The sequence below is a fragment of the Acinetobacter sp. YH01020 genome, from assembly GCF_013420275.1.
GTDB lineage: Bacteria > Pseudomonadota > Gammaproteobacteria > Pseudomonadales > Moraxellaceae > Acinetobacter > Acinetobacter amyesii.
This window is the reverse complement of sequence record NZ_VOYN01000001.1, coordinates 136626-149717: the sequence shown is the minus strand read 5'-3', so window position 1 is coordinate 149717 and position 13092 is coordinate 136626. Positions and strand designations below refer to the sequence as shown.

The window sequence follows — 13092 nt, the reverse complement described above, 5'->3', positions numbered from 1 at the left end:
TACTCTGACTGCACTCAAGGCTTTTTAGAATCCATTCACAGAGCCGAAACCTTGTGAATCAACAAACCATTAAGCTTGTTCGATGTCTTTCATGGTTAATTTGATACGACCGCGGTTGTCGACATCAGCAACTTGTACTTTGATCTCTTGACCTTCAGATAATACGTCTGAAACGTTCGCAATGCGTTCGTTAGAAATTTGAGAGATATGAAGTAAGCCATCAGTACCTGGAAGGATGTTTACAAACGCACCAAATTCAACGATACGAATCACTTTACCAGTGTAGATTGTACCTGGTTCGATTTCAGCAGTAAGCGCTTGGATTTTCGCAACAGCAGCTGAAGCAGCCGCTTTAGTTTCACCAAATACGCGAACTGTACCGTTATCTTCGATATCGATTGCTGCTTTAGTTTCTTCAGTGATCGCACGAATCGTTGCGCCACCTTTACCAATCACATCACGGATCTTATCAGGGTTGATGTTGATCACTTGGAATGTAGGCGCGTGCATAGAGATTTCAGGACGAGCGCGTGAAATTACTTGGTTCATTGCATTTAAGATGTGCATACGACCTGCATACGCTTGGTTTAATGCAACTTCCATGATCTCTTCAGTAATACCTTCGATCTTGATGTCCATTTGAAGTGCAGTAATACCGTTTGCAGAACCGGCTACTTTAAAGTCCATATCACCAAGGTGGTCTTCATCACCCAAGATGTCAGAAAGCACTGCGAAACGTTCGCCTTCTTTCACAAGACCCATCGCAATACCAGCAACTGGCGCTTTAAGTGGAACACCTGCGTCCATAAGTGATAGAGAAGCACCACATACAGAAGCCATTGAAGATGAACCGTTAGATTCAGTGATGTCCGATACGATACGGATCACGTACGGGAAGCGGTCAGCTGCAGGAAGTACAGCTTGAACACCACGACGCGCTAGACGACCGTGACCGATTTCACGACGTTTAGGACCAGATTCACGACCAGTTTCACCTACAGAGTATGCAGGGAAGTTGTAGTGCAACATGAAGTTGTCAGTTTTTGTACCCGCTAATGTATCTACCATTAACGCATCACGCGTATTACCCAAAGTTGTTGTTACCAACGCCTGAGTTTCACCACGTGTAAATAATGCAGAACCGTGAGCACGGTCTAATACACCAACTTGTACGTCAAGCGCACGAACTGTTTTCGTATCACGGCCATCAATACGTGGCTTACCTGACAAGATGTTGTCACGTACTGTACGGTATTTCAGGTCTTCGAATAATTCAGCTAAGTCGTCAGCGATACCATCAACGTCATCTTCTGGAACGAATTGAGCAACAGCTTCAGCTTGAAGCGCATCAAGTGCTGCATAACGATCGTGTTTAACAGCGATTGTGTATGCTTCAGAGATTTTCGCTTCAAACGCTTCTTTTAATTTTGCACGAAGGTCTTCGTTTTTCGCAGGTGCAGTCCAAGTAGACTCTGTTGCACCAGCAGCCGCAGCAAATTCTTTAATCGCTTGGATCGCGATTTGCATTTCGTCATGACCGAACAATACAGCGCCAAGCATTTGGTCTTCAGAAAGTTCTTTCGCTTCTGATTCAACCATCAATACTGCAGATTCTGTACCTGCAACCACAAGGTCAAGGTCAGATTCTTTAAGCTGTTCGTGGTTCGGGTTAAGGATGTATTCACCGTTGATTAAACCAACGCGCGCACCACCGATTGGACCACGGAAAGGCGTACCCGCAATTGCAAGTGCAGCAGATGTACCTAACATTGCAGCAATGTCAGCATCCATCGTTTTGTCAGAAGAAATAACAGTCGCAGTCACTTGGATTTCGTTGTAGTAACCTTCTGGGAACAATGGACGAATTGGACGGTCAATTAAGCGTGAAATAAGCGTTTCAGCTTCAGACGCACGGCCTTCACGTTTACCATAACCACCCGGAATACGACCTGCAGCATATTGTTTTTCTTGGTAGTTAACAGTCAATGGGAAGAAGTCTTGACCTGCTTTCGCTGTTGGCTGAGCAACAACAGCAACAAGAACTTGTACACCACCCATAGTGATGATTACAGTGTTCGCTTGACGCGCAATACGACCTGTTTCTAGGACAACTTGATGCTGACCATATTGGAATTCTTTACGAATAATATTAAACATCGACATGTTTTATTTTTTCCTGATTTTATTCTAGTGGAGACCCCTAAGGTTTGGCATTCATTCAACGCCCCAAACGCTGTAACATAAATGACAAAGCTTAGAAGCCGACCTCACTAGAGATTAAAAACATTAATTTAAAATACTAATTTAAGACACAAAGAAGGAGCGAATCATCGCCCCTTCCCCATTATCCAACCAAGGTTGGATAGACTTTAGTTTTCAGTAATACAGCACTAAGCATGCAATAGTCCGAAAATAAAAGTTTAAATCGAATTAACGACGTAAACCTAAAGCAGCAATCAATGCGCTGTAACGAGTAGCGTCTTTACCTTTAAGGTAGTCAAGAAGCTTACGACGTTGGTTAACCATACGAATAAGACCGCGACGGCTATGGTGGTCGTGTTTGTGCTCTTTGAAGTGACCTTGTAAATCATTGATTTGAGCAGTTAAAAGAGCTACTTGAACTTCTGGTGAACCAGTGTCGTTTTCAGCGCGAGCGAATTTTGCAATGATCTCTGCGCGATCTGCGTTTGTTAAAGCCATTCGATTTCTCCGAGATGCTTATAAAGTTAACTTTTGATACGAATCAACTGATAAATCAGCTGACTGCCGTGCATCACTACAGCAAGTGCATTATATTAAGGGAAAATCGTCCCAATTGCAAAAAGAGATGGCCGACTTCGTCAGGTTTTCATGACGATAATAGCGCCTTTTTTTTCACATCGATTCCATTATAAATTTTTTATATGTTTCGATACTTTATGCGACACAAAACCGCATATTTCTAACATGTTGAATGCGATGTCATTGAATGAATTTTAAACTGATTTTTTGATATATTTTGCCACTCGATGTTTAGCATGCAAAACTCAAAGTGGAATGATTAAAAAAAAGCCCGAGCTAGGCTCGGGCTTTTTTGCGCTGTAGTTTCTTCTTTTTTAGTTATTGTTTTATGTGGCGCTTTTCCGCGTCCTTATGTCAAACATTCCATGTTTTAACTTGCACTTCCTTATGTGGTAGATTTTGCCACAACGGCTATTAGATAAAAGTCGTATTTTTCGTATCTATATGTAAGCTTTTTCGTACATCAGTTAAGCTCTATTTCTTTTCTGTTACAGCGTATAGGCATTTCTTATTTTCCAGACATAAAAAAGCCCTGTAGTCTCTCCCAAAACTACAAGGCTTAGCGGCTGTAAGTTTCCTATTTCCTTACTTCACTGTAAGTTCGCTGTCTTTTGACGTTATTCTTATACTTTTGCGATTTTACTCAACCATCCGTGTTGAGTTCTTTTTCTGTGAAGTCATCTTCTCAAAAAGCTCTAAAAAGCTCTATGCGCAAATCTCCTGAATCGATGTAAGCCATTTCTTACAAAATACGGTACATTTTGCCTAGGCTTTACAAAGGTAGGTGATTGTTAATTTTTTCTAACAGACCACTAACTCGCGCTGTTCTTTTTATAAGCGCTTTTGCCAATGCATCTTTTGCAACAAGCAAACTCACCACTTTTTTGGCACGAGTGATGGCGGTATAAATCAGCTCTTTACTCATCATTTCGGTAGCATGATTTTCCAAAACTACCGCCGTATGGGTAAATTCAGAACCTTGAGACTTATGTATGGTCAAGGCATAGGCGGTTTCTATACTTTTAGGTAACCGTGTTGCCACCACCCATTTATCCAAACTTGGAAAATAAACCTCAAACTGCGACTTTTCCGTCATCGGTCGTTTTAAGCAAATCCCGATATCACCATTTGATAGTCCAAGTTGATAATCGTTATAGGTCATCATGACTGGACGACCGACATACCAATCCCCTTGTTTCAACACACCCAAGGTATTTAAGACCCGAAGTTCAATCTGCTGATTGAGTTCGTGTAAGCCTAATTTTCCATGTCGAATGGCCGATAGAATCCGATAATCATCAAAATAGCGAATCAATTGGGCTGACCAATTTGCATATTCAGCGGGTTGCTCTGGCCATTGTTTTAACCATGCCACATAGGGCTGAAAACCATACATTAGTTGATCATAATATTTTGCCCAATGTGCCGCACTGTTCGTAGCGTCGGGGAGATATTGCAACTGAATCACATCGCTCATATTCGGTGTCAGTTGAATCGGCTGAAGTTCGGATGCAGATACCACCTGATGTTCGAATTTCGCCAGAACTTCAGTGGTTGTTTGCTGTTGTTCTTGTTGTTGAATAAAACGAGCAAACTCACCAATGGCTGCACCCTGTACAAAACGGCGGCTGGTCTGTAAATGGGTACGGTTGGCTTGTAAGGCATCGACATCCTGAAGGTTGGCCAAAACAGCGCCAACATCGACCGAAGCCAACTGTTCTGCATCCCCTAAGAGAATCAGCTTACTGTTCTGAGGGATTGCCGCGAATAGCATCTGCGCCAAACTTAAGTCCAACATAGAGGCTTCATCGACCACAATGACGTCATAGGGTAAGCGTTGGCGCTCATTAAACCGCGGGATAGCGCGCGTCCCTAAACCCAATAGACGATGCAAAGTTACGGGTTTCAAATGTTTGTGAATAATCGAATAATGCTGCAATGCAGGATCTTTAAACGCTGCTTGTAAGGCTTCTTCCATTCGCTGCGCCGCTTTTCCTGTCGGCGCTGCCATCGCAATTCTTAAATTTGGATTTTGCTCATTCAACACGGCAATAATCCGAGCCAAGGTATAGGTTTTACCTGTCCCAGGCCCACCGGTAATGATATTAAAATTGTGCTGACACACCATGTGCAGTGCTTGGATCTGATGGGGATCGGTCAGTAAATCCTTTTCGATATTAAGCATCTGCGTTTGATTGAGATTTTGCTCTGTTTGCTGTTTTAAACGTGCAACTTGCTTGGCTAAAGCATTTTCTAATGCCCAATAGCGATAAAGATAAAGTCGCTGTGAATCAAAAATAAAAGGCGCAACAGGTGTTTTTTCAGCTTGCTCATGCTGAACCATCTGAGCCAAACATTGAATCTGCGCATCTTCGGCCAAAATACAACTATCGCCTTTTTCCACGGCTTGCATCAATTGTTGAATTAACTGATTTGCAGCAGGATGACTGGCCTGATTGGGTAAATAATGTTGGATTAAATAGTCAATCCAATCCGGCAAAACCGCATCTAAATCAGCTTTTTCTTGGGTATTTTGGGGAACTAAAACCTGTTTTTCTACAGTATTTTCTTGTCTCGCGTGCAAAGGCTGTGCTGATAAGGCTTTTTGATCATTTTCCACACAGTTATCCTCAAACTTATCCACAATGCAACTTATTGTTTCAGCGTAAATATTTTTATCTTTTTCGTGCTTTTTCACGTTTTAGCCACAACCTTTTCGCTCAATATTGCATCGAGGTTTTGAATGAATGTATCCGCCGGCTTCCAGTGATATACTCCACGATCGGACTGTCCATCCATACCACGAAGATACAGATAACTCGCCCCACCCAAATGCTGCGTCATATCATAGTCTTTCATCACGGCTTTCAAATAACGATGCAGGGCCACCAAATATAATGCAGCCTGCAACCAGTAACTGGAATGACTCATACTTTCTCGAATATAGGCATGATCATAATGTGCGGTCTGATCGCCTAAGAAATTACTTTTATAATCGGCAATGTGATAGCGCTGACCATCAAAATACACCAAGTCAATCGACCCCGTCAGATAGCGTGCTGTAAACACATCATTCAAATCTTGTATTTGTAAATCTGGCTCTTTTAGGCTTTCAAATAGCATGCGTATTTTACGTATCGCCAATGCACGATCTGCCATACTCAAATGAAAATCCATTTCCGAACGATATTCGCCATCGTTTAACTGATGCAAGCTAAAACCATCATGCAATGGTGTATGAATAATTTGACTGTACCATTCCCGCATTTCTTCAATCAGTTCAGCTTCATCTTGCTCAGGGTTTGCCGTTTGCCCGAACTGTTTCATTAAGTTTTGCAACATTTGCGGCGAATCAAACTCAACATCACTATGAAAACGTGATGCGATGGCTTTGGCCAACTTCTCTTCTGGGGTGCTAAATCGAACTTTTTCCATCAATTTATGCAAGAAACTTCCGGGCTTGGTTCCCTTTGGAAAATGCCGTTTAATCCAGCTTATTTTCTCTGCCGTTTCTGCTTCAACGATTTCAAGCTGTTCAACTTCATCGGCAGCACTGTCTTCCTGTTCGTTCATTGCCGCTGCCAGTTGGTCACGTTGTATATGTGTCTTATGTGCCGTACGCGTGAGCGCGGTAAAACTGGTGGTTTCCCGTGGATAAAAATGGCTGTTGGGAATTTCTTCCGCGTCTAATACAACAGTTTCAACCTGAGTCTGAGTCAAAATTGGTGGTGCTGCACGCAAAACATCAGCATCCACACTTTCTGCATGTTGGAACAGATCAGGTTCGCTTCCACGCCAAAAAGTCAGTCCTGAACGCGCTTCTGCCATTTGTTTCTTTTCTACTTCATGATGACGTAGCACGGCATAGACACGATAACTGGCACGGGTCAACGCCACGTACCACAAGCGATGATGCTCTGCTTCATTGCGCGCATCATTTTGTTGAATATCATCTTCGGGTAAGTCCGAAGACTTCACGGCAATCACACGTTCTAACCCAAGGCTTTTTTGCTGATTGTCTTTAAGGGAAAAATTCAAATTGCCTTTTTCACTTAAGCCCGCATTTGCTCCCAATAAAAACACACAACCAAACTCTAAGCCTTTGGATGCATGAATCGTCATCAGTTGCACCCCCAATTGCCCGGTCAATTTTCGCTCTTGGGTGCTTTCATTATTGATGCCTAAATTGATTTGGCGAATAAACCATTGATAGAGCTTATGCGCACCGGTGTAGTGTTCACTTTGCTGACTTAATAATTCTGCGATATGGCGTAAATTCACCACTGTGCGTTCATTATCTCGACTTTGTCCAGCCACCAACCGCGTCCACACCTGAAAGACCGTCATACAGCTATTCCACGCGCTGCGGAATCCTTGCTCATTCCAAATTTGTCGGACCTGTTCGAGTTTTTCGATGATTTCACTCAGTCCATCCGCTTGCTGTTCGAGTGCGACCAATTGTTTCAGATCAAAACCCAATAAACGGCTCAGTAGCGCACGTTTCACCTTGGCTTCTTGATAAGGATTTAAAATTGCGGTCAGCAAAGCGGCAACGTCTTGTGCGACGGAACTTTTATAGACGCTGTCCCGTGATGCTTTATAACAAGGAACACCCAGTTGCAATAAACATTGTTGCACTTGCTCTAAGTCGAAATGGTTTTGCCCCAAGACCGCAATATCGTTTGCTGTCAGTGCTCGCTGGGTATTATTGTCTTGAAAATATAAATGTCCTTGCTGAGCTTGGTTGAGCAAGGACTGAATCTGCCAAGCCACTTGCTCTGCTTCATTTAGCGTTTCATCCAAAGCCAACCAACGCAGCGGTTGTGGATTGACTTGCTCATGATCAATCAGCGGCGGATGCTCACGCTCACCTGCTTGAATCGGGGTGTATTCAACTTGCTCACCAAAGTCCATTTGCCGATGAAACAAGGCATCCACCACTTCAACCAAGTTTTTGACTGAACGATGGTTTTTGTTCAAGGTATAACAACGCCCACCCTTGGCTTGAATATCATGACGCGCTTTACGATAGGTCAGCATGTCACCGCCACGGAACCCATAAATCGCCTGTTTCGGGTCGCCGACCATAATCATACAGCCCTGATGTAAGCGCTCCTTGACCCGCCAAATGCTAGACAGCATGTCATCTTGATCTTGGTTGGTATCTTGAAATTCATCGACTAAAATCAGCGGATATCGTGCTAAAACATGAGCAGCAAAACTGTCTTTCCCTGCGGCTGAGCTTTGCTGTAAGGCTTCCGATAAGGTCCGAATTTGTTGTGAAAAGGTGGTTTCCCCAGCGTGGGACAACACTTGAGGCAAACGCTTTTTAACTTCCTGCGCCAAATAAAAATTTAGATATTGTTCTGCTTGATTGATATGTTCATAAGCGCTGAGCACCGCTCGGAGTTGTTGAACAAAAGCATGTTGATAAAATTCTTTTGAGATATCCGGCTGTTCTTCAACGACTTTGTCTTTAAAGACACGTGGCTTAAATTCAGTTTTATTCGGATCATAAAACAATGAACGAATGGCTTTCATTGTCTGTTGTAACACATCGGACTGAGTCAAAACCCCTTGGCTACCCGCTGCTTCAAAGTGCTGTAAAAACTCGGGAATGCGTGCATTAAAAGTGACAAAGAATGCCCCTTTATTAAAACGTCGAGCGTCGACAAGGTTCTTATAATGACTTGCGGCATCAAAACACGCTGCAAGCTCTACACGAGCGGCAGGCAGCATCTGCGCAAGCTGATGACACATCGCTTCAAAATGCGCCAAAGCATTTTCGGGTAATTCAGGGACGCGCAAATCCACCGATGGGAAATTTAGACTTTCCTTTACTACACTAAGATAGTATTCAGGACCTTTCAACTGATGATTCAACATCAAATATTCAATCAAATGCGCAGGCTGCTGCTGAATCCAATCTCTTAATAAATCATGAATGATCCGTTCAATATGCAGGTCTTCATCATCACTGATTTGCACCTGTTCAATACGACCACTTTCAAAGGCAAATTCACGTAATAACTTTTGACTAAAGCTGTCTAAAGTTCCGACAAAGAGTTCTTCATATTGTTGTAAGACCACGTTCAGACGATTGTACGCATATTCTAAGTGATGCCCATGATCTTTCAGCACTTGCTGATACAAAGGGTCGCTCAAACTTTGCTGAAGTTCGGCCAACTCATCTTGAGATGCCGCGAGCAGGCCATTAACAAAGCCACGGGTTTCTTCAATCCGCAGTCGTACCCGCGCTTTGAGTTCCGCTGTGGCTTTACGGGTGAAAGTGGTGGCAATGACCTGATTCGGCATATAGCGATCGAGAAAAATCCGCACCATCAGACTGGAAAGCGTATAGGTTTTTCCTGTACCCGCCGAGGCTTCAATCCAGTGCAGTCCGGTAAAGCTCATGTCTGCAATCGGGTTGGTGGATATTTTCATCGTTTGCTGTGGCATATTCATTTTTTCACCTCAGGCTTGATGACATTGAGTTTTTTTAGGCCGTCATCCGCCTCGGTATCCATCACATGATATAAACGTTCTGCATAATAACGACAGGACAATGCCAGAAGCTCATCTGCCGCTTGTTGCTGTAAAATAAAGCTCCAATCACGATGGTGGCTATTGGCTTCATTCGACTCCAACTCCACTCCACCAAAACTATGATTTTTCAGCCATTCCTCTTGAAGCTTTGCAAAATTATCTGGCATGAGCTGGCCTGTTTCATTCTCCACCCAAGTGCATTTTTCTTGGCGAATTAAGGCAGCAGGCAGCACCACAGGACGTTTTTGTGCATGTTTCCACATCGCCACCCATTCACTGAGCTGCAGCTTGGCTTGTGCAGAGCTTAATCCACAACAGACTATGCTTTTATCATTACAAATCACTTCACGACGATACGTCGCGCCCTCATCGCCTAAGTCTAAATAGCTCAACCACAGCAGATATTCGAGCCAGGTTTGCGTCTGACGCTTAGGCTTTGCCCCAGACGCCATACAGCTTAACCAATGCATACTCTGAGAGTCTTCAGGCACGGTGATACTCAGTATCAAATGCGGTTCAAGCTGTAAGTTTTGTAAGGTGGTCGCGGTTACACGGCGTCCATCCAAACGCTCTAATAACTGTGCCTGCTCTTGCAAACTGAGCTTCCAAATCGCTATTTGACTATGTCCCACAGGCAGTACATCTTGGAACAAGGCTATATCCGGTTCAGTTGGAGTCGTAGAGTTCTGATCCTCAGCTTGATGGACACGAGAGGCAGGTTGCACATAATGCTTTTGCAATAAGTCACGGACATGATATTGCTGTAAACGGTCGAGCAATAAAGGCTCTTGCTGTGGTAATTGGTCACCGGTATAGACACTGGCCACGCCAAGCGTTTTCAAATATGCACGGGCAGGAAACACCACATCTTTAATCCATTCCTGACCATCTAATACCCGTACTTCTTGCTCATCATGCACAGGATAATCACGGTTAATCCACGATTGGCGTTGTCCCGACTGATCTAAAATATGTTCCGCCACAGCAAACCATTGATCTTTATATCGTAAGTTTTTCGACTGCTGAAAACCCATCGGGTCAAAAGGCTGCAAAGGATAAATATGGTATAGCGGCTCGAGCTGCTGTGGAATGCGTGAGCCATCCAAATCCAGCATGGCATCATGGGGTTGGTTCAATTGCTGCGGCTGAATCATCCGTGCGAGGAACTGGCTAAATTCATATATCACAGAGGATGGCTCCCGACTTTCACCATCATTGACATCAAAGCCATTATAGAAAATCCACAAGGACTGTCGGGCAAATAATAAGGCATCTAGAAATGCACCTTTATCATCTTCCAAACGTGAGCGATCACCCAAAACCGGTTTAAACACATCCATCAAATCAAAAGGCACTTGCTGATCACGACGCGGAAATTTGCCGCTATCCATGTTCATTAACACCACCAATGAAAATGGGACTTGGCGGATTTTCCCCATGTCCGCAAAGGTCACTGATCCTGTCGGTTCGATCTGATCGGCAGAGCTATCGATGCCTTGTTGTATTTCTTTGAGCAGCAAAGATAATGGCAAATTAAAGCTGTTTGGGAGCGACTCAACTTTATCACTTTGGGCATTATGCAGACGTTGCGTCATCGCACGCATCACACTGCGAATGGTTTCAAATGCTCGACCACTGGCTTCCACAAAAGGCTTTAAATCTGCATCTAATTGTTGCAACCACACTTTGACAGTCTGTGTGCTGAGATTCGGATTGAGCCAATCTCGACGCGCACTGATATCTCGGTAGATCTGAATTAAAGTTTGAACCAACTCAAAATCACTACTCGACACCCCTGCAAAACTTAAGGTGTCCTCAAATACGGCATGTTGTGGTATCGCAATTCCTAAAGCTAAACGGTCTAATGCAAATTTAAAGGTATAACGATAATCTCGGTCTTGCTCGGACAAATAAGCCAACATGTGCTGTTCGTCTAAACCACGACGGAAACCAGCTTGAATCAGCAGTTCCATCATACGTTCCATTTGCACATGGTCGAGCTGATACAGTTCTTGCACCGCATTCAAATTCAGCCAATCATGAAAATCTTCTGCGGTAAAACGACCTTGGCTAATTTCAATGCGTCCAACGAAAGCTTGCCATGCATTTTGAATATCTTGGCTGACCACCCCTGCAATTTTTACTGGGATATAAGGTAAATCCACCGCACTGCGTCCCATGCCACGAGTCGTCGAAAAGACCGTCCGAATATGCGGTTCAAGCTCTTTTAAATTTGGCACCAAGACCAAGATATCACTCGGATGGCGTGGCTCCTGTTCCGTGCCCTCGGCCAACCAATGTACCAACTGCTCACGTAAAACCTCTAATTGACGCAGGCTAGAATGACAGACATGAAATTGAATCGATTCATCTGAACCCGCGAGTGCATATTGATGCTGCTTGGGTTCTTCTAAGGTCATGATGTCATATTGAATTTGAGCGAGCAGCGTTGTCGGCTCGGTGTCTGGAAAAATATCTTCCCAACCTTCGCCACCAGACATATTCACCAATAATGTAAAGTTATCCCGCGCACGTTTACCTAAACGCGTCAGTAATGAATGCTGAGATTCACGAAATTCCGCATTGGTCGTACTCAGATAGGCCTGAATTTGTGCCGTGCTGACATTGGGATTTCGCTCAATATAACGCTGTTGTAATTTCAAGTTATAACGATCTTTCCATACGGGATCGACCATGTCTGCCCAATACTCACGCGATGGGTTGAAATACAACAGATGCACTTCGGTATACGCTGCCAAGCGATATAAAAATTTCAGTTGTGCAGGGGGTAATTCTAAGGTCGTAAAGACGAAAATCTGTTCGGGCAAACCGTTATAGGTTTGGTGACGCTCATCATCATCGCGCTCATCATCCTCAGCATCCAAATCAAATTGCTGCTGCCGATTTTGCTCAGCATGCGCCAAGGCAAACCAAAATTTATTGTCTATTTCCTGACGGTCATTAAAGTCTTTTTGGAATACTTGATGCCACAGCCAACGCTGCCAATGCTCCAGTTGTCGAGCCTGAGTCGGTAGATATTCATCAGCTTGTTCAGGTTTCAGACCTGTAAGTTGCATAATATTTAACGGCTGGTTATAACTCCACGCTTTTAGCCAGTCAGTATCGCAATGTGGACAAACCCAGTGCTCAACACCTTCATCTGGGGTATGAATACAACTGCCACGAAAGGCCATGTAGTTGGTAAAAAGCCGAGTGACTTGAGCAGCGATCCAGTACAACATTTCTTGCCGCTTTTGCTCACGTTTTTTTCGATCTGAGAGCTGTGCTGTGCTGTCAAAAATACGCTGAACTAAGGGCTGAACATCTGTCGGAATCTGTGCTGCATCAAACTGATCAGCTGCAATAAAAACCGCTAAAGCATTATAAATACGCCATTGCATAATCAACGGCGGCATGTTGATACCTTTAATCCGCTCTCGGTCTTGTTTATTCGGCAAGGCCCAATCGTAGGCTTTCCACTGCAACCCTAAAATTTTACGATGATGCTTAATATTGGCACTAATACTGATTTTTTCAGCAATTTGTTTTTCTAACCATGCAGCAATGGCTTGATCGGGCACCACGATATGTCGTTCTTGCAAGACGGACAAAGCATTGGTCGATTGATTCGATTTCAATTTTTCGATTAGACAATCCACCAAAACTTCGATTCGTTGACTTTGAATTACATGTATTGCCATGGATTACCTATACAGCCTGCGTGACCAACTACTACAAAACAACAATGATTATTTACTATACATC

5 protein-coding genes are annotated in these 13092 nt (G+C 43.7%); all 5 read right to left on the bottom strand.

Annotation, left to right across the window (positions count from 1 at the left end):
* Positions 1-69: 69 nt before the first annotated feature.
* The 5 genes from pnp to FTT85_RS00690 all read right to left on the bottom strand — a co-directional run bounded on the left by pnp (position 70) and on the right by FTT85_RS00690 (position 13028).
* Positions 70-2157, bottom strand: a complete 2088-nt coding sequence (pnp, locus tag FTT85_RS00710) for a polyribonucleotide nucleotidyltransferase (RefSeq protein WP_180182633.1) — start codon at positions 2155-2157, stop codon at positions 70-72.
* 273 nt (positions 2158-2430) lie between these two features.
* Positions 2431-2700 (bottom strand): 30S ribosomal protein S15, encoded by a 270-nt coding sequence (gene rpsO, locus FTT85_RS00705; protein WP_067761248.1) that lies wholly within the window; start codon positions 2698-2700, stop codon positions 2431-2433.
* An 853-nt stretch (positions 2701-3553) separates the two neighbouring features.
* The gene (recD, locus tag FTT85_RS00700; RefSeq protein ID WP_257222537.1) at positions 3554-5281 is read right to left on the bottom strand and encodes an exodeoxyribonuclease V subunit alpha; all 1728 of its coding nucleotides are present in this window, start codon (positions 5279-5281) and stop codon (positions 3554-3556) included.
* A gap of 194 nt (positions 5282-5475) precedes the next feature.
* Positions 5476-9246, bottom strand: coding sequence for a UvrD-helicase domain-containing protein (locus FTT85_RS00695; protein ID WP_180182592.1), 3771 nt, complete (start codon positions 9244-9246; stop codon positions 5476-5478).
* Complete coding sequence (locus FTT85_RS00690) at positions 9243-13028, bottom strand: exodeoxyribonuclease V subunit gamma (RefSeq protein ID WP_180182591.1); 3786 nt, start codon at positions 13026-13028, stop codon at positions 9243-9245. Before FTT85_RS00690 ends, FTT85_RS00695 begins: the two co-directional genes overlap by 4 nt.
* Positions 13029-13092 lie beyond the last annotated feature (64 nt).

Excerpts from the sequence above, each read along its gene's own strand:
- FTT85_RS00690 (WP_180182591.1), bottom strand. The coding sequence starts at position 13,028 with ATGGCAATACATGTAATTCAAAGTCAACGAATCGAAGTTTTGGTGGAT.
- pnp (WP_180182633.1), bottom strand. The coding sequence starts at position 2,157 with ATGTTTAATATTATTCGTAAAGAATTCCAATATGGTCAGCATCAAGTT.
- rpsO (WP_067761248.1), bottom strand. The coding sequence starts at position 2,700 with ATGGCTTTAACAAACGCAGATCGCGCAGAGATCATTGCAAAATTCGCT.
- FTT85_RS00695 (WP_180182592.1), bottom strand. The coding sequence starts at position 9,246 with ATGAATATGCCACAGCAAACGATGAAAATATCCACCAACCCGATTGCA.